General features: G+C 65.5%; 26 protein-coding genes and 2 tRNA genes. 13 read left to right on the top strand and 15 right to left on the bottom strand.

The annotated features are described in order from the left end of the window. Nucleotides 1-105: 105 nt before the first annotated feature. From AC1ROT_RS19740 to AC1ROT_RS19755, 4 genes are all read right to left on the bottom strand, one after another. Nucleotides 106-408, bottom strand: a complete 303-nt coding sequence (locus AC1ROT_RS19740) for a hypothetical protein (protein WP_492970828.1) — start codon at nt 406-408, stop codon at nt 106-108. 2 nt (nt 409-410) lie between these two features. Further along, entirely contained in the window at nt 411-821 is a 411-nt protein-coding gene (locus AC1ROT_RS19745) for a PAS domain-containing protein (protein WP_493001063.1), read from the bottom strand. A gap of 161 nt (nt 822-982) precedes the next feature. Then, nucleotides 983-1058, bottom strand: a tRNA-Lys gene (locus AC1ROT_RS19750). Between the two features lie 99 nt (nt 1059-1157). Then, nucleotides 1158-2153 carry a hypothetical protein gene (locus tag AC1ROT_RS19755; RefSeq protein WP_493001065.1) on the bottom strand — a complete coding sequence of 332 codons (996 nt, stop codon included), beginning with the start codon at nt 2151-2153 and terminating at the stop codon, nt 1158-1160. A gap of 37 nt (nt 2154-2190) precedes the next feature. On the opposite strand from AC1ROT_RS19755, the gene AC1ROT_RS19760 reads away from it, so the two are divergent. The 6 genes from AC1ROT_RS19760 (at nt 2191) to AC1ROT_RS19785 (ending at nt 4993) form a co-directional block, all read left to right on the top strand. Then, complete coding sequence (locus tag AC1ROT_RS19760) at nt 2191-2754, top strand: hypothetical protein (protein WP_493001067.1); 564 nt, start codon at nt 2191-2193, stop codon at nt 2752-2754. Between the two features lie 98 nt (nt 2755-2852). Further along, entirely contained in the window at nt 2853-3041 is a 189-nt protein-coding gene (locus AC1ROT_RS19765; protein ID WP_492970825.1) for a DUF4170 domain-containing protein, read from the top strand. A 133-nt stretch (nt 3042-3174) separates the two neighbouring features. Continuing rightward, nucleotides 3175-3819, top strand: a complete 645-nt coding sequence (locus AC1ROT_RS19770; RefSeq protein ID WP_492970824.1) for a hypothetical protein — start codon at nt 3175-3177, stop codon at nt 3817-3819. 12 nt (nt 3820-3831) lie between these two features. Continuing rightward, nucleotides 3832-4167: a hypothetical protein gene (locus AC1ROT_RS19775; RefSeq protein ID WP_492970823.1), complete on the top strand. Its 336-nt coding sequence runs from the start codon at nt 3832-3834 to the stop codon at nt 4165-4167. Nucleotides 4168-4269: 102 nt separating this feature from the next. Beyond that, nucleotides 4270-4470 carry a magnesium and cobalt transport protein CorA gene (locus AC1ROT_RS19780; protein ID WP_492970822.1) on the top strand — a complete coding sequence of 67 codons (201 nt, stop codon included), beginning with the start codon at nt 4270-4272 and terminating at the stop codon, nt 4468-4470. Between the two features lie 40 nt (nt 4471-4510). Next, on the top strand, nt 4511-4993 hold the full coding sequence (locus tag AC1ROT_RS19785; protein WP_493001069.1) for a hypothetical protein: 483 nt from the start codon (nt 4511-4513) through the stop codon (nt 4991-4993). A 12-nt stretch (nt 4994-5005) separates the two neighbouring features. Here AC1ROT_RS19785 and AC1ROT_RS19790 read toward each other — a convergent pair whose 3' ends face one another. The 3 genes from AC1ROT_RS19790 to AC1ROT_RS19800 form a co-directional block, all read right to left on the bottom strand. Further along, nucleotides 5006-6547 carry an amidohydrolase family protein gene (locus tag AC1ROT_RS19790; RefSeq protein ID WP_493001071.1) on the bottom strand — a complete coding sequence of 514 codons (1542 nt, stop codon included), beginning with the start codon at nt 6545-6547 and terminating at the stop codon, nt 5006-5008. 109 nt (nt 6548-6656) lie between these two features. Continuing rightward, on the bottom strand, nt 6657-7184 hold the full coding sequence (locus AC1ROT_RS19795; protein WP_493001073.1) for a hypothetical protein: 528 nt from the start codon (nt 7182-7184) through the stop codon (nt 6657-6659). Beyond that, nucleotides 7175-7933: an SDR family oxidoreductase gene (locus tag AC1ROT_RS19800; RefSeq protein WP_492970816.1), complete on the bottom strand. Its 759-nt coding sequence runs from the start codon at nt 7931-7933 to the stop codon at nt 7175-7177. Before AC1ROT_RS19800 ends, AC1ROT_RS19795 begins: the two co-directional genes overlap by 10 nt. A 119-nt stretch (nt 7934-8052) precedes the next feature. Here AC1ROT_RS19800 and AC1ROT_RS19805 point away from each other — a divergent pair, with 119 nt between their 5' ends. From AC1ROT_RS19805 to AC1ROT_RS19815, 3 genes are read left to right on the top strand one after another with little or no spacing between them, the layout of a single operon-like run. Then, nucleotides 8053-8937 carry an alpha/beta fold hydrolase gene (locus AC1ROT_RS19805; protein ID WP_493001075.1) on the top strand — a complete coding sequence of 295 codons (885 nt, stop codon included), beginning with the start codon at nt 8053-8055 and terminating at the stop codon, nt 8935-8937. Between the two features lie 6 nt (nt 8938-8943). Continuing rightward, a complete protein-coding gene (locus AC1ROT_RS19810) occupies nt 8944-9720 on the top strand; it encodes a DUF502 domain-containing protein (RefSeq protein ID WP_492970814.1) in 777 nt (258 codons plus the stop codon). A gap of 16 nt (nt 9721-9736) precedes the next feature. Next, nucleotides 9737-11197: a M81 family metallopeptidase gene (locus AC1ROT_RS19815; RefSeq protein ID WP_493001077.1), complete on the top strand. Its 1461-nt coding sequence runs from the start codon at nt 9737-9739 to the stop codon at nt 11195-11197. 59 nt (nt 11198-11256) lie between these two features. Here AC1ROT_RS19815 and AC1ROT_RS19820 read toward each other — a convergent pair whose 3' ends face one another. Then, on the bottom strand, nt 11257-12258 hold the full coding sequence (locus tag AC1ROT_RS19820) for a Bug family tripartite tricarboxylate transporter substrate binding protein (RefSeq protein WP_492970812.1): 1002 nt from the start codon (nt 12256-12258) through the stop codon (nt 11257-11259). Nucleotides 12259-12394: 136 nt separating this feature from the next. Between AC1ROT_RS19820 and AC1ROT_RS19825 the strand changes: the two genes are divergently transcribed. Next, entirely contained in the window at nt 12395-12694 is a 300-nt protein-coding gene (locus AC1ROT_RS19825) for an acylphosphatase (RefSeq protein WP_492970811.1), read from the top strand. On the opposite strand, the gene AC1ROT_RS19830 is transcribed toward AC1ROT_RS19825, so the two are convergent. The 6 genes from AC1ROT_RS19830 to AC1ROT_RS19855 form a co-directional block, all read right to left on the bottom strand. Further along, nucleotides 12695-13369: an NAD(P)H-binding protein gene (locus AC1ROT_RS19830; protein WP_493001079.1), complete on the bottom strand. Its 675-nt coding sequence runs from the start codon at nt 13367-13369 to the stop codon at nt 12695-12697. An 87-nt stretch (nt 13370-13456) separates the two neighbouring features. Next, complete coding sequence (arsB, locus tag AC1ROT_RS19835) at nt 13457-14476, bottom strand: ACR3 family arsenite efflux transporter (protein ID WP_493001184.1); 1020 nt, start codon at nt 14474-14476, stop codon at nt 13457-13459. Nucleotides 14477-14508: 32 nt separating this feature from the next. Next, the gene (locus tag AC1ROT_RS19840; protein WP_493001081.1) at nt 14509-15021 is read right to left on the bottom strand and encodes an arsenate reductase ArsC; all 513 of its coding nucleotides are present in this window, start codon (nt 15019-15021) and stop codon (nt 14509-14511) included. Between the two features lie 9 nt (nt 15022-15030). Next, nucleotides 15031-16218 (bottom strand): MFS transporter, encoded by a 1188-nt coding sequence (locus AC1ROT_RS19845; protein WP_493001083.1) that lies wholly within the window; start codon nt 16216-16218, stop codon nt 15031-15033. A gap of 6 nt (nt 16219-16224) precedes the next feature. Then, on the bottom strand, nt 16225-17595 hold the full coding sequence (locus AC1ROT_RS19850; protein WP_493001085.1) for an FAD-dependent oxidoreductase: 1371 nt from the start codon (nt 17593-17595) through the stop codon (nt 16225-16227). A gap of 48 nt (nt 17596-17643) precedes the next feature. Continuing rightward, entirely contained in the window at nt 17644-18003 is a 360-nt protein-coding gene (locus AC1ROT_RS19855; protein WP_493001086.1) for an ArsR/SmtB family transcription factor, read from the bottom strand. A 401-nt stretch (nt 18004-18404) separates the two neighbouring features. Here AC1ROT_RS19855 and AC1ROT_RS19860 point away from each other — a divergent pair, with 401 nt between their 5' ends. Then, complete coding sequence (locus AC1ROT_RS19860) at nt 18405-18632, top strand: hypothetical protein (RefSeq protein ID WP_493001088.1); 228 nt, start codon at nt 18405-18407, stop codon at nt 18630-18632. A gap of 31 nt (nt 18633-18663) precedes the next feature. On the opposite strand, the gene lipB is transcribed toward AC1ROT_RS19860, so the two are convergent. Then, nucleotides 18664-19386, bottom strand: coding sequence for a lipoyl(octanoyl) transferase LipB (lipB, locus tag AC1ROT_RS19865; RefSeq protein WP_493001090.1), 723 nt, complete (start codon nt 19384-19386; stop codon nt 18664-18666). A gap of 68 nt (nt 19387-19454) precedes the next feature. Between lipB and AC1ROT_RS19870 the strand changes: the two genes are divergently transcribed. Both AC1ROT_RS19870 and AC1ROT_RS19875 read left to right on the top strand, forming a co-directional pair. Beyond that, on the top strand, nt 19455-19694 hold the full coding sequence (locus AC1ROT_RS19870) for a FliM/FliN family flagellar motor switch protein (RefSeq protein ID WP_492970803.1): 240 nt from the start codon (nt 19455-19457) through the stop codon (nt 19692-19694). Between the two features lie 95 nt (nt 19695-19789). Next, nucleotides 19790-19876, top strand: a tRNA-Leu gene (locus AC1ROT_RS19875). The last annotated feature ends 28 nt before the right edge of the window (nt 19877-19904 follow it).

Consider the following 19904-nt stretch of genomic DNA (forward strand, 5'->3'; position numbering starts at 1 on the left):
GGTCTTCGGTATTGCTGCCTGCTTCGCCGCCGTCGCCTATGGCCTGGCGCATCTGCTCTTTCGCATCATTCACCATTGGTGACAGCGTTCTAGACGCTGCCAATCCTAAACGCTGAAGGCGTCGTCATCCTTGTGCAGGTGCAGGAAGCGGCCGATCTGGACTTTCAGCGTTTCCGGATCGTAGGAGTCGTTGACCTTCAGCGCATGCAGGAACAGTTCGCGCTGCAGCGGCTGCGGCAGGTCGTTCCAGGTCAGTACCACGGCAGCGCCCAGGCATTTCAGGATATTGCTTTCCGAAACCGCGAAGTGATGATCCTCGACCGCGCCGCCTTCGCCTTCCCAGCGCCGCAGCGCACGGGTGAGCTGCACATCGGCCGGGGCCGGTTGCGGAGTCTTGTCGGTGGTCATGCTCAGTCCTCGTCGCCGTAATAGCTGATATTGATCAGTTGCGCGGCCGTGCCGTGACCGCCCACCGTCACCGGCAGGGTAACAGATTCGAAATGCACGAAGCTGCGGTCGATGAAGTAATAGGTGCCGCTGGCCCGCAGCGGTTTCTGCTCGTCGGTGGCCCAGGAGAGGCCGCGATTGAAATCGGCATAGGCCGCGGCATCCATCACCTCGTCAACGAATTTGCCTGTCGGGTTGCGGCCGGACTGCTGGCTGACCAGCGTGCCGTAGAGGCGGATGCGGAAGCGGCGTTCGGGCGGCATGCCCACCACCTCGTAGATCAGCACGCGCGGCAGATACGGGCGCAGCACAAAAGGTGAGAAGTCATTGCGGTCGGGCAGGGCGCGCCCGGCGCGTTGCTGCTGCCACAGCATCACCAGATGGGTCAGCTCGGAACGGACAAAATTCAGGTCCGGATCCAGCCGGAGCCTGGTATCGACAATCTGCCGGTTCAGGGAATTTCTCCGCTTTTGGCGGGATCATATACCGGGAACAACTGGCCGGGGATTTAGTTTCGCATCTGGATCAAGGGAAGTGGTGAGCCCGCCGGGATTCGAACCCGGGACCTCTCGATTAAAAGTCGCTTGCTCTACCAGCTGAGCTACGGGCTCACAGAGGTCATTTTCCGGGCCGCAGCCCCTGAAAATCGCGGCGACCATAGGTCGCGCAGCGGCCCCCGTCAACCAACTGGATATTGTGAAAAAACAGGCTCATAGGGGCCGATCCGGGGCGATGCCACGTTCGAACAGGCGCAGCATCAGGCTGCCCATCTCGATATAGGCGTCCACCGCCGCCATATCGCCGCCGAGCCAGCCATAACCAAAGCGGTGGACCGCGCCGCTGCGCGATTCGTCGGCGGCCTGCACGATGACGTCGGCCGGCAGGCTGCGGCGGAACAGCGGCACCAGCCGGGCGGCGCATTCGACGATCAGCCGCTGGCAGAACGGCTGCACCGCCAGGATGTCGCGCAGGAACCGCATCTGGTCGCCCACCCCCTGTTCGGCGATCACCAGCAGGCCGCCGTTGCGCAGGTCCTGCTGCTGCCAGCGCGGCAGGGTCAGGCCGACGCGCTGCACGGTGTCTGCACCGCCAGGCTGCAGGCGGTATTCATAATCCTGCAGCCCTGGATCCCAGTGGCCCAGGCTGAGCAGCATGGTGGCGCGTGCCATGCGGATGCTGCGGTTCTCCGGCTCCAGCGTCACGGCATGATCCAGCCAGCCGCGCGCCGCCGTGACATCGCCGCTCCGGAAAGCCGCCTCGGCGCCGGCGAGCAGGGCCTGGGGATGATCGGGCGCCAGCGCCAACGCGGCTTTCGCTGCCGCCAGCGCGGCGACAGTCGCGCCGCATTTCAGCAGCAGGTCGGCCAGCCGCGCCTGCGCCTGCGCATCCTGCGGCAGGGCTGCTGCGTGATGGCGCGCCAGCGTCAGCGCGGCGGCGGCAAATCCGGCATCAGCCATGGCGGCCAGCCGCGTATCGGTGAAGCCGGCATCATCGGGCAGCAGGGCAAGGCCGGTTTCGGCTGCCGACCAGCTTTCGGCCCAGCGTCCGGCGCGGTGATACAGCGCGGCAGCAATGCGCAGCAGGCCGATATTGGCGGGGTCTTCGACACGCGCCCGGGCAAAGCGCTGCAGGGCGCCGTCAAGGTCGCCGGTCTGCAGGCTGGCGAGGCCGGCCTGGATCAGGCTCGCGGTGGCGGGAGTCGTCATGCTGGCGCCAGCATGGTCTGCCCCGTAATCTGCTGCAATGCTTGCCGGTTTCCTCCAGGCCGATCCTGCCGCTGTCGCTGTGTCCCGGCAGCGTCTTGCCGCCGTGTCCGCCGGCCGGCCCTGCATCGGCCTGTCATGGCGCAGCCGCAACACCCAATACGGGGCGGAGAAATCGCTGGCCCTGTCCGATCTCGCGCCGCTGCTGCGCCGGCAGGACCTGTTCTGGGTCGATCTGCAATATGGCGATACCGGGGACGAACGGGCGGCCGTGGCCGCCGCCGGCCTGACGCTCTGGCGCGACCCGCAGGTCGATCCGCTGACCGATCTGGAGGCCGCCGCCGGTCAGTATGCCGGCCTCGACCTGGTGATCACCGCCAGCAACACGGCCGCCCATCTGGCCGGCGCACTCGGCCTGCCCACCTGGCTGCTGCTGCCGGCGCCGGGTCTCGGCCTGCTCTGGTACTGGCAGCTCGACCGCGCCGACAGCCCGTTCTATCCGGGCGTCCGCTGCTTCCGGCAGAGCGCCGGCACCGAAGGCTGGTCCGGGCCGGTGGGGCAGGTTGCCGCCGCCCTGGACGCGCGTTTCCCGTTGAAAACGTAGCGTCGGTTACCAACTTACAACCTTTAAGGGGCTACACATCCCTTCGCAGTTGCGGGATAATAGCGGCCCTGATCCGGGCGAACCGGAGGATGAGGATCATGACCCAGTTTTACGTTGAAGGCGGCATTTTCAAGGACTTGGCGGATCCGGCACCGATCGGCGGAACCGAGGAGCGCTACGGCCCGTTCCAGACCGAGAAGGAAGCCGACCAGATCTGGCGCGCCCGCATGGCTGACAAGATCGATATCTGCAATCACCGCCTGCGGGTGATTCAGCGCGACGCATGATGCGCCGCGCCAGCCCGCCGAGGCTGCGCTTTCCCTGTTGCTAACCGGTTCAACTGCCACGATGATTTCGTGGCGGGCCGGCCGATTCGGCTAAGTCATGGCAAAAACCGTGACGGTATGAACGAGGGCAGCGATGTTCGATCCATACGCCGCCGGACGGCTGATCGCCAACCGGGGCGACCTGAAACGCAAGGCGGTAAATTTCAAGCGCGGCCAAGAGGTGCGCCTGAGTGCCGAATTGCGGGGTCAGATCGAGAAGATCATCGTGGAAAACCAGGCCGATTTTGAAACCAGCGCTGTCGATACCCTGCAGACCCTGAAAGAGGCCTGGGGCTCGGCCGCATTCAATTCCATCAGTCGCGCGCGCTATTACGAGTGGATCCACGATCTGGCGCTGGAGCTGAAAGGCCAGGGCGGCCTGTTCAATTATCCGCTGGTCACGCTCTATGCCGACAGCCTGAAAAATCTATGCGCCGGCCTGTCGCAGCCGACGCCGCGCCTGCATGCGATCATCGGCCTCAACATCGACGCGCTGGGCATCATCATCCGTCGCCGCATCACCGGCCCGGGCAGCGTGCTGGAACGCCGCGTGGCCGAAGCCTTCCGCGAGGCCTATGTGAAAATGCGCCTGCGCCAGCCGTCCGAGATGGCGGTGGAGCATCGTGTCGCCCATGCAGTGCGCGAACTGGATGCCAAGCGCGTCCCGAGCGTGCAGAATCCCGAATTGAAGGAAACCGCGCGCCAGTGGCCCACGGGCACCCGCCGGCCGGCCGGCTGATCGCCTCGCGTCATGGCCTCTTCGGACGATCGCAACAATCCCAATGGCCCGCCGGAGGGCTATAACTGGCGGCCGCAGGCCATCAAGCCGATTGCCGCGGTGGAAGTGATCTCCGACGCGATCAAGGACGCCGACAACAGCTACTTCTTCGAGAATTACACCAAGCAGGCCAATGCGGTGGTCGCCGCGCTGCGCAAGCATGGCTATGTGATCGTGCCGTATTACCCGACCGTCCAGATGGTCAAGGCGGCGATGGACGAGCTGCAATACGGCCAGAACAAGTTCACCAACGTCGTCATGCCGATCTATCTGGCCATGGTGAAGGCGGCGCCCAAGCCCAAGGGCTAGGCCGCTAACGCCGCCTTAACGGCGGGCTGTTATAGCGATTCTATGGTATTGCCGCGGAACTGCGGTAGAATGCCCCTCGGGGTTGGTTTGGAGTAGCAAGGCATGAGCCGGGACAAGCTGGTGGCTTTCCTGCGCGTTGCAGGGAATGAGCGGACGATCGAAATCCTGAAGCGCCTGCCGCCGCAGGAGGCTCAGGCCGTGCGCCAGGCGCTGGAGCAGACCCCCAACGTGGCCGCCTCGCAGGCGGATATGGCCGCCGATGCCGCGGCCACCTTTGTCGCCGCCGTTGCCCATAAACGCTAAGCCGCTGCGCCGCATCGTTGCGGGCGTGATACTGGCGGCCGTGGCGCTGCCGGCCCTCGCGCAGGACGGGCTGGGGCCGGGCCGCCGGCCCAAGCGTCCCGATATCTGTTTCAATGTCGCCGAACTGGAAGCCGAAGCCGTCGTGCGCGGCGGCATGGTGATCCGCGATTTCGCCCGCGCCTGCGCCCGTCGCGGTCTGGATGGCACCATCCTGCCGATCTGGGGCAAATTCGACGAAGAGAATGCCCAGCAGTTCCGCGATGCCGTGACCACGCGCGCGGAAGCCTACAAGCGCAACTGGCCCGGCGATCCCTACGCCGAGCAGCGCGCCAACAATGCTGTTGTCGCCTCGCGCCAGATCGCCGATTTCGCGCCGGAGGAATGCACGGTGCTGGGCGAGCTGGTGGAAAAACTGCAGACGTGGGACGACTATATGCGCCATGTGCGCAGTACCGAACTCGGCCAGGTGAAAAACACCTACAAGACCTGCCCGAAGGGCAAGCGCGGCGCGCGCGGGTTCTGAACGATCGGCTGTCTATATGCGGCTGTTGACCGCGTAGAAGGGCTTGTCGATCAGGCCGTCTTCCCAGCCGGCATACCAGTCCTGCACATAGGGCTTGATCTGCGACAGCAGGTCGGCGCGGGCGCGATGCTCGGGCGTCAGGCCTTTGGCGCAGAAGGCGCGCGTTTCGGCATGCAGCGCCTTGACGTCGATGGATGTCACGACGTGATCTTCGACGCAGACCTTGCCGCCAACCACCACCGTATGCACGTCGACGCCCATGGCGCGCTCGATGAAGGCCTCCACCGGATCGAAGACGGGATCGATCCAGGGATCGTCATTCACCCGTTTCATGTCGACCAGGATCGCATCGCCCTTCCAGCCGGGCAGCAGTGCACCGACCTTGTCGAAACCGCAGGCCTGCGCAGCATTGACCGTGGCGGTCTCCAGCGCCTCATAGGCATCCATTGGTGGCGACTTCAGGTCGAAGGTGCTGAGGCGATGCACCTTGTGCATCATGCGCAGCTCCATCACCGCGTCTTCGTCGTCGTTGATGGTCTTGTCGTCCATGCCCATGGCGATGTTGACGCCGGCGGCCCGCATAGCCATCACCGGCGTGATGCCGTTGCGCATATGGAAATTGCAGCTCGGATGCGTGGTCACCGTCGCGCCTTGTTTGCCCATCAGCGCGATATCTTCCTCGGTCACCCAGATGGCATGGCCAAACGCCGTGCGTTTGCTCATCAGGCCGAGGTCGTGCAGCCACTGCACGGTCGGCTTGTTGTTGCGGCGCAGGCCCCATTCCTTCTGCACCGGGCTCTGCAGCAGATGCATGTGAATCATGGCCTCGCCATGGCTGTCGCTGGCTTCGCGCACGCGGTTGAGGAATTCCTCGCTGGCGCCATGCGCCCAGCAGGGCGCCAGCAGGATGCTGGTGTCGCTGCTGTTGAAGGTGGCATGCAGCTCGTCGAACAGGCTGAAATAGCTGTCCATCAGCGCTTCGCGGTCGAAGGCGACCAGCGCCTGCGCCTTGCCGCGCAGATCGGCGGGCAGGGTCTCCAGGAATTCCGTGCCGCCCATCGCCAGCTTGCTCTCGTCGCGGAAGCCCGGGCTGAAGGCGAGGCGGATGCCGCTGTCGAGATAGGTGCGGATGGCGATGCGGGCGCGGCGCGCGCCCTCCGCGCCGTCATCGTCGAAGCCATTGTGATGCAGCGTCGTGCAGCCGCTGCGCAGATGCCGCCAGGCGCACAGGCCGGAGGTCAGTTCCGGTGGCAGCACCGGCATATAGGCCCAGTCGAACAGCGCGTTTTCCAGGAAGTCGTTGCGCACGCCCTTCTGGATAGGAGACAGGCCGCGGCCATGGCTATGGGCGTCGATCAGGCCGGGCAGCAGCAGTTGCGTGCCATCGCCCAGCACGCGGGCCTGCGGATATTTGGCGGAGAGTGCGGTAAAGACGCCGGTTTCCAGCACCGTGCCGTCCTGGATCGCCACCGCGCCATCGGCGATCAGGCCCCCGGCCTTCAGGCGGGGATCGGTCAGCAGATGCCGTCCGCGCAGGATCAGGATGTCGCTCATGGAAGGACTCCGGGGCAGGATTGTCGCTGAGGCTATCCTTGCCGCCCGGCTTCCCGCTGTCGCGTGCCTTTTTGACCGCCGGCCTTAACCCCGGGTTATGCCCGAACGCCTAGCTGTTCGGCGGCACCACGACGACGCGGTTGTTTTCCAGCAGGACGGAGCCGGCGCGGAAGACCGGCGTGCCATAGGGATCCATCTGGCCGATCACGCGCACGCGGTCGCCGGCCTTCACCTTGGTGAGGTCGCGCCAGGTCGAACCCAGGTTGATCACCTGGCTGGAATTGCCGTCGTTCAGCACGAAGGTGGTGGCCTGCGGCGACAGCACCACGCCCTGGATCATCACCGCCTTGCCACGTGGAATCTCGGCGATCGGCACCAGGTCGGGCAGGGTGAAGGCCATGGTCTGGTTGCGCGGCGGCGGTGTGCTGTTCTTCGCCGCCGGCTTTGTCGCAGCCTTCGGTTTGATCGGCTGGTTTTCCGGCTCGGCCGCCGCGCGCGGATCGGTCATCGTCGGTGTCGGCGGCGTGGTCTGCGCACCCGGCTGCTGGGCTGGCGCGGGTGCCGGAGCCTGCTGGGCGGCCGCCGGCAGGGCCAGCAGCGCGCAGCAGGAGAGCAGGAGCAGGGATTTCAGATACATCTGCCGCCATCGACCTCCATGCAGACACCGGTGATGAAATTCGCCTCGTCGGAGGCGAAGTACAGCGCGGCATTGGCGATATCCTGCGGCGTGGAAAAACGCCCGATCGGAATCGTGCTGACGAATTTCGCCTTCATCTCGTCGGTTTCCGTGCCGCCCATGAATTCCTTCAGCATCGGGGTCAGGCCCGCCACCGGGTTCAGCGCGTTGACCCGGATCTGCTCGGGCGCCAGTTCCACGGCCAGCGCCTTGGTCAGCGTGATCACCGCGCCCTTGGAGCCGTTATACCACACCAGGCCGGGGCGGGGCCGCACGCCGGCAGTGGAGGCGATGTTGATGAAGGCGCCGGCCTTGCGCTTGCGCATTTCGGGCACCGCATGCATCGCCGAGAGATAGATGCTCTTGACGTTGACGGCGAAGATCTTGTCGAACGTGGCTTCGTCAGTCTGCAGCAGCGGCGCGTTGCGCTGCGGCATGCCGGCATTGTTGACCATGATGTCCAGCCCGCCGAAGGTATCCACCGCCTTGGCCACCAGATCCTTCATCTGTACGTTCTGGCTGACATCGGCGGCCACCGGCAGGGCCTTGTGCCCGGCCTTGTTGATCTCGGCCGCCACTTTTTCTGCTGCGGCGAGATTGAGGTCGCCGATCACCACCGCGGCGCCCTCCAGCGCAAACCGCTTGGCGATGCCCTCGCCGAAGCCCGAGCCGCCGCCGGTCACAATCGCCACCTTGCCTGCCAAACGCATAATCCAAGCCTCCCGGAAAATCTGTTAGCCAGCACTCTAGCCGCCCGGCTGGGGCATGCAAGCGCCTGATTCCCCTGCTAGACTGCCCGGATTGTGCGAGCTGGGCAAAGGAGTGAGCCGTGCTGTTCCCGGGATTTGAGCAAAAGCGCGTGGCTGGTGCGGGCGCGGAGATCAACCTGCGTGTCGGCGGCAAGGGGCCGGCGCTGCTGCTGCTGCACGGCTACCCGCAGACCCACGCCATGTGGCACCGGATCGCGCCCCGGCTGGCGGAAGAATTCACGGTCGTCTGCCCCGACCTGCGCGGCTATGGCGACAGTGCCAAGCCGGCCACCGAACCCGACCATGCCAGCTATTCCTTCCGTGCCATGGCCGCCGACATGGCGGCCGTGATGACAGCGCTCGGCCATGAGCAGTTCTTCCTCGCCGGCCATGACCGCGGCGGTCGCGTCTCGCATCGCCTGACGCTGGATCACCAGCCGCGCGTGAAGAAGGTGGCGACGCTCGACATCGTGCCGACCCTGCATCTGTACGAGAATGTGAACCAGCAGGTCGCCACCGGCTATTACCACTGGTTCTGGCTGATCCAGCCGGCGCCGTTCCCCGAGAAGATGATCGGGTCCGATCCGGAATTCTATCTGCGCAAGAAGACCGGTCACTGGTCGGGCGCCAGCTTCAAGTTCGATGAGGAAGCCATGCGGGAATACCTGCGCTGCTTCTCCAACCCCGACACGATCCATGCCTCCTGCGAGGATTACCGTGCGGCGGCCAGCATCGATCTGGTGCATGACCGCGCCGACCGCGCGGCCGGCAAACGGGTGACCTGCCCGGCGCTGATCCTCTGGGGCTCGAAGGGCCTGATGGACAAGGCCTATGACGTGCTGGACACCTGGCGCGACCGGGTGAGCGGGCCGCTCAGCGGTCATCCGGTCAACAGCGGGCATTTCCTGCCCGAGGAAGCGCCGGACGAAACCTATCAGGCGCTGCACAAGTTTTTCACGTCGTGAGCTGAGATGACCAACACGCCATCGCCTGACAACCTGCCGCCGATCATCCCCACCGTGGTGGCCGCTGCGCCACCGCCGCGGCTCAGCCTGTTCACCCGGCTGCGCAACTATTTCCTCGCCGGCATCATCGTCACGGCGCCCATCGGCCTGACCATTTACCTGGTCTTCATCACCATCGAGGCCATCGACCGCAACGTGCGCAGCCTGGTGCCGCAGGGCTACCAGCCGGAACGCTTCATCCCCTACGAGTTGCCCTTCGGCATTCCGGGCCTTGGACTGATTGCCGCCTTTGTGCTGCTGACGCTGATCGGCTTCCTCGCCACCAACCTGATGGGCCGCACCCTGCTGCGCATCGGCGAGGCGCTGGTCAACCGCATGCCGGTGGTGCGCGGCGTGTATTCGGCGCTCAAGCAGATTTTCGAAACCATGTTCAGCCAGTCGGGCAATTCCTTCCGGCAGGTGGCGCTGGTGCCCTGGCCGTCGACCGGCTCCTGGACCATCGCCTTCGTCACCAACTATGTGCAGGGTCCGGAAGTCAGCGCCAATCTGGGCGAGGATCTGGTCACCGTCTATGTGCCGACCACGCCGAACCCGACCGGCGGCTACATGACCTTCTACCGCCGCCGCGACATCCAGATCCTGTCGATGACGGTGGACGAGGCGATGAAGCTGATCATCTCCTGCGGCGTGATCGTGCCGCACAGCATCGCGGCGGCGAAACCCGCTGGTGCGGCAAACGGCACCGCGAAACCCGATAACGGCGACGGCAACTTCACGCCCTGAGCGGTAAACTGCGTTCATGATGAATCAGAAAAAACGTCTCGCCGTCGCTCGCCTCTGGCATGAGGGCAACAGCTTCACCCCGCTGCCCACGGTCGCTGCCGATTTCGAACGCCGCGAATGGTTCGAGGGCGCAGAGCCTATCGCGGGCTATCGCGGCACCGGCACCGAGCTGGGCGCGGTGGCCGCCTTCATCGACACGCATCCGGGCTGGGACGTCACGGTGCTGCGCTGTGCCTCGGCTCCGCCGGGCGGGCCGGTGGAGGACGCGCTGTATGAGCGCATCGTCACCGATATCCTGGATGGCCTGAAAAATCAGGCATGGGACGCCGTCTATCTGTCGCTGCATGGCGCGCTGGTCGCGGTGTCGGAGCCCGAGGCCGATCTGAAGCTGATCTGTCGCGTGCGGGCCGCCATCGGCGCTGCGCCGCTGGGCGTCAGCTTCGACCTGCATGCCAATATTGCGCCGGCGCTGCTGCCGCTGGTGGATTTCGCCTCGGGCTACAAAACCCATCCGCATATCGACATGAAGGAGACGGCGGCCCGCGTGCTGGCCGAGCTTGAGCGGCTGGCGCAGGGTGGTGTGAAGCTGCAGGCTGCGGTGAACAAGCTGCCGGTGCTGCTGCACAGCTTCAACATGCGCACGGCTGCCGGCCCGATGGCGGACACGGTGAACGAGGCGACGGCGCTCACCACCGGCGGCGTGAAGGACATCAGCGTGTTCGGCGGTTTCGTCTGGGGCGACAGTCCCACGGCGGGCGCCTGCGTGCTGGCTTACGCCGAGACGGCCGAGCAGGCCGAGGACGCCGCCGATACCATCGCCGATGCGCTGTATCTGCGGCGCGCCGATTTCCGCACCAGCCTGCCGACGCCGGCCCAGGGCCTGGCCACCGCGCTGGCCACGCCGGGTCTGGTCTGCGTGGTGGAGCCGAGCGACAACCCGCTGTCCGGCGGTATCGGCGACACCACGGCCTTGCTGCGCGCGCTGCTGGAGACCGCGCTGGATGGCGAGGCGGTCTTCGCCTTCCTCTGCGATCCCGGTCTGGTGCAGGCGGCGACGGCCGCCGGCATCGGCGCAACGATAGAAGTGAAACTCGGCGGGCGGATTGCGCCGCATTTCGGCGCGCCGGTACAGACTGCGGCGGAGGTTGTCACGCTGACCGACGGGCAGTTCGTCAACGAAGGCCCGTTCGAGACCGGCATGACGGTGAATCTGGGTCCGACGGCGGTGCTGCGCGTCAACAAGGTGCGGATCATCGTCACCAGCAGCAGCCAGGCCGGCATCGATCCGGCCTATTTCGCCCTGCATGGCATCGACCTGCGCATCACGCGGCTGATCGCCGCCAAGGCCAAGAACCATTTCCGCGCCGCCTTTGCGGATCGCGCCGCCATCATCGTCGATGTCGACACGCCGGGCCCGGCGGCGCTCGATCTGGCCCTGCTGCCGTTCCGGCATCTGCCGTCCGGCATGGAGATGTAAAAAAACGGGGCGCCGGCTTTCGCGGGCACCCCGTTTCCGGTTTCAGACTTCGATCAGCCTCAGTCGATCTTGGCGCCCGAGGCCTTCACGGCCTTGGCCCATTTCTCGATCTCGGTCTTCATCAGGTCGGCCAGCACCTGCGGCGAACCGCCCACGGGCTCGGCGCCCTGCTGGTCGAACTGCGCCTTCATCTCCGGCGTCTTCAGGATCGCGTCGATCTCGGCATTCAGCTTGGCCACGATCGGCGCCGGGGTCTTGGCCGGGGCATACATGGCGAACCAGGCGGTGGCGCTGTAATCCGGCAGGCCCTGTTCGGCGATGGTCGGGATATCCGGCGTCGACGGCCAGCGCTTCGGCGTGGTGACGCCCAGCGCCCGCAGCGCGCCCGAGCGGATATGCGGCAGGGCCGAGGGCAGGTTGTCGAAGGTGAACTGCACATTGCCGCCGAGCAGGTCGGTCAGCATCGGGCCCGAACCGCGATACGGCACATGCACCAGGTCCGTGCCGGTCATGGTCTTGAACAGCTCGGCCGAGAGATGGCCCGACGTGCCGTTGCCCGGCGTGCCGAAGTTGAGCTTGCCCGGCTGCGACTTCGCCAGCGCGATGAACTCCTGCACATTTTTGGCCGGCACGCTCGGATGCACCACCAGCACATTGGCCACCATGGCGATCAGCGACAGCGGCGCGAAATCCTTCACCGGATCGTAGCCCAGCTTGTTGTACAGGCTGATGTTGATCGAATGGGTGCCGATGGTGCCCATCATGATGGTGTAGCCATCGGGATCGGCCTTCGCCACGGATTCGGTGCCGATGTTGCCGCCGGCGCCGGCCTTGTTGTCGATGATGAACTGCTGGCCCAGGCGGTCGCCCAGCTTGGCGGCCACATGGCGGGCCAGGATGTCGGTGGTGCCACCGGCCGGGAAGGGCACGACCACCTTCACCGGTTTGGTGGGATAGGCCTGGGCCAGAGCGCCAGTGGCGGTCAGGGTGGCAGTCAGGGTGGCGGTCAGGGGCAGGGCGGCGGCCAGGAGGCCGGCGGCCAGAAGCCGGGTGAAGCGCATGGAATTCCTCTCGTGTCTTGCCGTTTCTCTACGGACTCGTTCCGTGTCCGGCATATTAGGCCATGGCCGGCCGGACGCCATGGTTACGTTCATACCACTGCTTTTCCCCCCAACCGCCGCAGGTTAAGCTTCCCCCATGAGCAAGATGGCACGCCGCTATTTCGTTTCCGGCCAGGTCCAGGGGGTGGGATTCCGCTACTGGACCTCGGGCCGGGCCAAGCATCTGAACCTGGTCGGCTGGGTGCGCAACCGGCGCGACGGAAGGGTGGAAGTGCTGGCCTATGGCGAGAAGTCCGATCTCGACAGCCTGGAGCAGGAGCTGCATCAGGGCCCGGACGCCGCCCATGTCGAGGCGGTGCAGGATGCCCCGGTGACGCCGGAAGAGGCCGAGCTGGCCGCCGGCGCGACCGGGTTTTCCCAGACCAAGACGCTGTAATCAGAGCGCGTTGATATCCCGCACTTCCAGCACGCGCTTCTCCGGCACAGTCCGCACCACCGCGATCATCGCCTTGCCCACTTGTTCGGTGGTGGTGAGCGATTCCGGCCACAGCTTTTTCACCAGCGGCATAAAGGGCATCAGCAGGATATAGGCCGCGCGGTAGACCCGGCTTTTCGGCTTGATGCCGTGCAGCGGCTCGATGGCGCCGGGACGGAACATGTAAGCGGCCCGGAAGGGCAGGCGCAGCAGGTCATTCTCGGTGCGGCCCTTCACCCGGGCCCACATGATGCTGCCCTGTTCGGAGCTGTCGGTGCCGCGCCCGGTGATATAGGTAAACACCATCTGCGGGTTCAGCCGGGCCAGCGTGGTCGCTGCCACCAGTGTCAGGTCATGGGTCACCCGCGTATAGGCTGCCTCCGTCATGCCGGCGGCCGAGACGCCGAGACAGAAGAAGCAGGCATCGAAGCCGGCCAGCCGGTCCGCAATGGCGCTGTAGTCGTAAAGGTCGCCATGGATCAGGTCTTCCAGCTTGGGATGCATCCGGCCCATCGGCGTGTCGCGCGCCGGGCTGCGGCCGACCGACACCACCCGGGTGACGCCGGGATCGGCCAGGCATTCGCGCAGCACGCCCTGGCCGACCATGCCGGTGGCGCCGAAGATCAGGACGTTCATGGCGGGACTCCATCGCGGATGAAGTCGTCATCCTGACCGGGATCGCGGCGAAAGGACAGGGCGGCCGTCACAGTCCGGTACGGCCGGTCAGCGCGCGCCGTACCAGCCGCGGCTGCGATTGACGATATGCACCACCGACAGCATCACCGGCACCTCGATCAGCACGCCGACCACGGTGGCCAGCGCCGCGCCGGATTGCAGGCCGAAGATGCTGATGGCGGCGGCCACGGCCAGTTCGAAGAAGTTGCTGGCGCCGATCAGGGCGGAAGGGCCGGCGACGCAATGGGCGACGCCGCACTGGCGATTGAGCCAGTAGGCCAGCCCGGAATTGAAATAGACCTGGATCAGGATCGGCACGGCCAGCAGGGCGATGACCAGCGGATGCGCGACGATCTGTTCGCCCTGGAAGGCGAACAGCAGGACCAGCGTGGCCAGCAGCGCCACCAGCGACACCGGGCCGAGCCTGCGCTGGACGCGGGCGAATGTATCGCCGCCGGCGGCCAGCAGTGCCCGGCGCCAGAACTGCGCCACCGCAACCGGGATCACGATATACAGTCCGACCGACAGCAGCAGCGTCTCCCACGGGATGGCGATGGCGGACATGCCGAGCAGCAGCCCCACGAGGGGCGCGAAGGCCACCACCATGATGGCGTCGTTCAGCGCCACCTGGCTCAGCGTGAAATGCGGTTCGCCGTCGACCAGGTTGCTCCACACGAACACCATCGCCGTGCAGGGCGCCGCCGCCAGCAGGATCAGGCCGGCGATGTAGGACTCGATCTGGTCGGCCGGCAGCCAGGGGCGAAACAGCCAGCCGACGAATAGCCAGCCCAACAGCGCCATCGAAAACGGTTTGACGGCCCAGTTGATGAACAGCGTCACGCCGATGCCACGCCAGTGCTGTTTCACCTCGCCCAGCGCGCCGAAGTCGATCTTCAGCAGCATCGGAACGATCATCAGCCAGACCAGCAGCGCCACCGGCAGATTGACGCGGGCGATTTCCAGGGCGGCAACCGCCTGGAAAACACCGGGCATCCAGTGGCCGGCGGCGATGCCGGCGACAATGCACAGGGCGACCCAGAGCGTGAGGTAACGCTCGAAGAAACCGATGGCCGGAGCGGCGGGCGGGGCGGCAGCGGTCGTCACGAGGCCGCGGCCCTGTCCTTGCCAATGTCGCGCAGGCGGCCTTGCAGCGTCAGATCGTCCAGCGCCGCAATCGGCAGGCTGGCGAAGGCGCGGATGCGGTTGGTCAGCATGCGATAGGTGTCGGCGAAGGCCAGCCGCTGCTCCACTTCGTTATCCAGCACGGCAGCCGGATCGGGCAGGCCCCAATGGGCCGTCATCGGCTTGCCGGGCCAGATCGGGCAGACCTCGTTGGCGGCGTTGTCGCAGACGGTGAAGATGAAATCGATCGGCGGCGCATCCGGCCCGGCGAATTCATCCCAGGATTTCGAGCGCAGGCCGCCGATGTCGTGACCGCTTTTCCGCAGCAGGTCGAGCGCCACCGGATGCACCTCGCCCCTGGGAAAACTGCCGGCGCTGAAGGCCTTGAACCGGCCACCGCCAATCTCGTTCATGATCGCTTCGGCGAGGATGCTGCGGGCCGAATTGCCGGTGCAGAGGAAGAGGATGTTGTAGGTCTTGCCGGTATCCATTGTGGGGTCTCAGGCTTTGGCGATGGTTTCGGAGGACGCGGTCGTGCGCAGCAGCATCATGGCGACGAAGCCCATGAGGCAGAGGCCGCTGGAGAACAGCAGGACATAGGCGCCATAACGTTCCAGCAGCACGGCGAACACGAAGGGGGCTGCGGCCTGGCCGAAGCGCGCCGGCGCTACCAGCCAGCCCTGGCGGCGGCCATAGCCCGCCGCACCGAAGATCACCAGCGGCAGCGTGCCCTTGGCAATCGTCATCACGCCGTTGCCGGCGCCATGCAGGATGGTGAAGAGATAAGCGGCGGCCGGGCCGAACAGCAGCACCATGGCGGCCCCCAGCGGATGCGTGATGGCGGAGACGCGGGCGGATAGCAGCGGATGCAGCTTCTGCAGCACGCTGTATTCCAGCAGGCGGGCGGCGACCTGTGCCGGGCCGACCAGCGCGGCCGCGGCAATGGCGACGGTCTTGCTGGCGCCGGCGCTTTCCAGAATGCGCGGCAGATGCGCCGCCATGGCCGTGCTGGTGAACCAGGTGACGGCGAAGGCAAAGGCCAGCAGCAGCATCGGCCGGCTGAACAGATCTTCGGGCGGGGCGGCGGCCTGCGCCTTTGGCGCGGCATGTTCGCCAAGTTCGACCGGGATCAGAAAGCGGTTGATCGGCAGGCCGATCAGCAGATGGGCTGCGGCCCAGACGAAGCAGGTGGTCCGCCAGCCCCATTCGGCATCGACCAGCGCGGAGATGGGCCAGCAGACCGTGCTGGCGAAACCCGCCAGCAGGGTGATGCCGGTGATGGCGCTGCGGGCATCCTTGCCATAGATCGCAGTCAGCGAGGCGAAGGCCGCCTCATAGAGGCCCATGCCCATGCCGGTGCCGATGATCAGCCAGGCCAACACATAGGTTGCCAGGTTTGGGGCGGCGCCCAGCAGGGCAAGTCCTGCGGCAAAGACAAGACTCGATACCGTCAGCATGTTGCGACCGCCGAAACGGTCAATGCGGTGGCCCACGGTGGGACCGATGAAAGCCGTCAGCAGCATGGCGCCGGAGAAGGCGCCGAAAATCCAGCCGGTGGACACGCCGAACGCTTCCGCCATCGGGGTGGCGAGAATGGCTGGCAGGTAATAGGTCGAGCCCCAGGCCAGCGTCTGCGCGGTGCCGAGTGCCAGAACGATGGTGGTGCGGCGGTCTTTAGCGATCGGCATGGGGCTTCAGCAGCAGGTCTTGGCGGCCGTGGCGACGACGGCCGGCTTGGGCGCACCGCAGGACGACGAGGCCGTACTGTAACCTGTTGTCTCTGCTGCCGCCGGTCGGCTGGTGCTGCAAACGCCGGTTTCCGGCAGGTCGAGCTGCACATCGTCGGCCGCCGTCCTGTCGCCGGCGATGGCGGCGACGATGGAGCGCACCTGCTCATAGCCGGTCGCCAGCAGGAAGGTCGGCGCGCGGCCATAGCTCTTGATGCCGGCGATATAGAAACCGGCATCGGGCTGGGCGAGTTCGCGATGCCCATGGGGGCGCACGGTGCCGCAGGAATGCAGGTTGGGATCGATCAGCGGTGCCAGCACGCGCGGGCTCTCGGTGGCGGGATCGAGATCGAGGCGGATTTCCCGCAGCATGTGCAGGTCGGGCCGCTGACCGGTCGCCGCAATGATGCGATCCACCGCCAGCACGGCGGTCTGTCCGTTCGGCTGCGTCAGGCTGACCGTCAGGGATTTGCCGGCGTCGACCCGGCTGATGCTGCTCTGCATATGCAGCGCGATACCACCCGATTGCACCAGCCGTTCCAGCGCCTGCCCGAGGGCGCCGCGGGCGGCCAGCTTGTCATTCTCGCCGCCGCCGAACAGGCGGGCGAGGCTGTCGCCGCGCACGGCCCAGAGAATGGCGGTGTCCGGTGCGCGGTCTTTCAGCCGGGCGAGATCGAGCAGCACATTGGCTGCCGAGTGACCTGCCCCGAGAACCAGCACGCGCTTGCCGGCATAGTGGCTGGCCTGCGCACCGGCGACATCCGGCACGCCATAGGCGATGGCATCGCCCGCGGCCGTCTCGCCCGGCACCGGCAGGCCATTGGTCCCCAGCGGGTTGGGCTGCGTCCAGGTTCCGGAGGTGTCAATGACGGCGGCGCCCAGCAGTTCTCGTTCGCTGCCGTCCTGACCGCGCACGATAACCGAGAAGGGTGCGCTGTCCCGTCCGGCTGATTTCATCTTGTCGAAGCCGAGCCGGCTGACGCCGGTGACGCGGGCATTGCGCTCCAGGATTCTGGCGATCTCCGGCGTGGCGGCCAGCGGCTTCAGGTATTGCTCGTACAGTTCCGCACCCGTCGGATGCGCGCTGCGCTTCGGCGCCTGCCAGCCGGTTTTTTCCAGCAGGGCGCGGGCGGCCTTGTCGATGTTGTAGGACCAGGGCGAGAAAAGCTGGACATGACCCCAGCGTTGCACATTGGTGGCCACGGTCTCGCCGGCTTCGAGCAGCGTCACCGGGATGTCGCGCGCCAGAAGATGGGCGGCCGCCGCCAAGCCGACAGGACCAGCACCGATGACAATGACCGGCAGGGCGGGGCGGTGGATCTGTGTCGTGGCGTTCATCGGCGTTCCTTCGTCATTCGTCGAAATACGAATATCAGGGCAAATTTTTTACAGGTTTCCGATCAGCTGCTGCACGCGGCGGAGCTTCTCGATATCGACGCAGTAGCAGGGACGCTCGCCCTCGATCTCGCCTTTCACCAGCCCAACGTCTTTCAGGATGGTCAGATGCTGGGAGGCGGTGGAGGGGGCGACGGGCAGCAGGTCGGCCAGTCGGCCGAAATAGCAGGCGCCGATCCGCAGCAGGTTGCGCAGGATCAGCACGCGGACCGGATGGCCGATCGCCTTCGCCAGCAGCGCCAGTTCCTCGTCCTCGGCCCGCAGCGGTTCGGCCAGCACCACAGCCTCCACCGCGCCATCCGTGCAGCAGGCGTCGTCGATCTTGGCAATGGTCTCGGATTTGGTTGACATGACACTCTATTCGTTATTCGACGAATAACGTAAAGCGGTCTGCCGGAAAGGTCAAGACCCGTGAGCGGGAGGCCTTGAAGCCGCTAAAGCGTACGCTATATGTTCCTGTGATTGCAACCCGCCGGGGCTGATATCCGTCTAAGCAGAAACGAATGCAAACGAAGCGAAACGAAGGTCAAGGGAAGGCAAACGAAGCCGAGCGAACGACAGCGAAGCCAAAGGAAGCAGATCGAAGCGGAACGAAGATCAGGGAAGCCAGAGGGAAGCCTGGCGAAGCATCCCCAAGCGGGGACAGGCGTGCGGCGGGATGCTACAACACAAACCCGACTTGTACGGGCTCAAGTTCGCATTCTTAATAATATAGTACCGGTAAGATTATGGCAGAGAAAAGAAAACTGGTTATGGGCCTGAAGGATTGGGCGATCTGCTATGCCGGATCGCTCGGCTTTGGCGGCCTCGCCTGGTGGGTGACGCAGAACCAGTGGGTCGGCTTCGGGGTGGTGGTCATCTTCACGGCGGTTTACGTCCTGTTCGTGAAGTCAAAGGCCGCTTCAGAGGCACCGAAAGTGATCTCGACCGAAGGCATGAGCCGACAGCAGCGCCGCGCTCATGAACGCCGGAATAAATAATACTGTTCAGTATTTTATTATATTTACTTAATCAGGTAGCGCAGATTGCGCCCAGGCGATCCAGCAGGGCAGTTTCCAGGGTGTCGCGCAGGGCCAGATCCACATCGGGCAGGGCGGCGGTCAGGCCCAGGTCGACCAGCGAGGTGACGCCGAAGGGTTCGGCCGCCGTGTTCTGGATGCCGCAGGCGATGATGCCCTGGTAGTGCTCCAGCGCCGGGTCGACATTCAGGCTCAGGCCGTGGAAGGTGACCCAGTGCCGGACCCGCACGCCGATGGCGGCGATCTTGTCCTCCCGGCCCGGACCCTGCTCGGCCGAACGGTCGACCCAGACGCCCACCCGGCCGGGACGGATTTCGCCCTTGACGTTGAAGCGGGCGAGCGTGGCGATCACCCAGTCCTCCATCCGGCAGACGAAGGCGCGCACGTCCTTGCCCCGGCGGTTGAGGTCCAGCATCAGGTAAACCACACGCTGGCCGGGGCCATGATAGGTGTATTGCCCGCCGCGGCCTGTGGAATGCACCGGGAAGCGCGGGTCGAGCAGGTCGGCGGCTTTGGCCGAAGTCCCGGCGGTATAGAGCGGCGGATGCTCCAGGAGCCAGACCAGCTCCGGCGCCGTGCCGGCACGGATGGCGGCGACGCGCTCCTCCATGGCGGCCAGGGCGGCCTCATAGGGCACCGGACCGTCGCTGATCGCCCATTCGACCGGGCCGGCGGGGGTGTCGATCAGGCTCAAAGGCGGCGGGAGAACGGACATGAGCTTAACTCTGTGCTAACCTAAGATGCGTTACTTAGCGGCTGTAGTGGCCGGAAGGAAGGTACCCCGTGGCGGTGAATACGGCAGTCAATGACGTCTCGGTCGAGATCTCGGTGGTGCTGGGCAAGGCGACCATGCCGATCCACCAGGTGCTGAAGGTCGGCCGTGGCGCCGTGATCGAGCTGGATGCCAGCGTCGACGACCATGCCTGGATCTTCGCCAACAACAAGCTGATCGCCCGTGGCGAAATCGTCATTTCCGGCGAAAAGGTTGCCGTGTCGATCACCGACACGATGTCTGACGACTAAGCAAGATTGGGTCTGACGACTGATCGGCCATTAACTTCTGGCGCGGCCTTGAATACCCCGGCGGGATTTGCTATTCCCCCGCGTCGCCCGAAAATGCGGTCGTGGCGGAATTGGTAGACGCGCAGCCTTGAGGTGGCTGTGGCCGAAAGGCCGTGAAAGTTCGAGTCTTTTCGACCGCACCATTCGATTGACCCCACCTCAGGGGCATAT

It is taken from the genome of Ferrovibrio sp. GW821-FHT12E11, assembly GCF_058806975.1.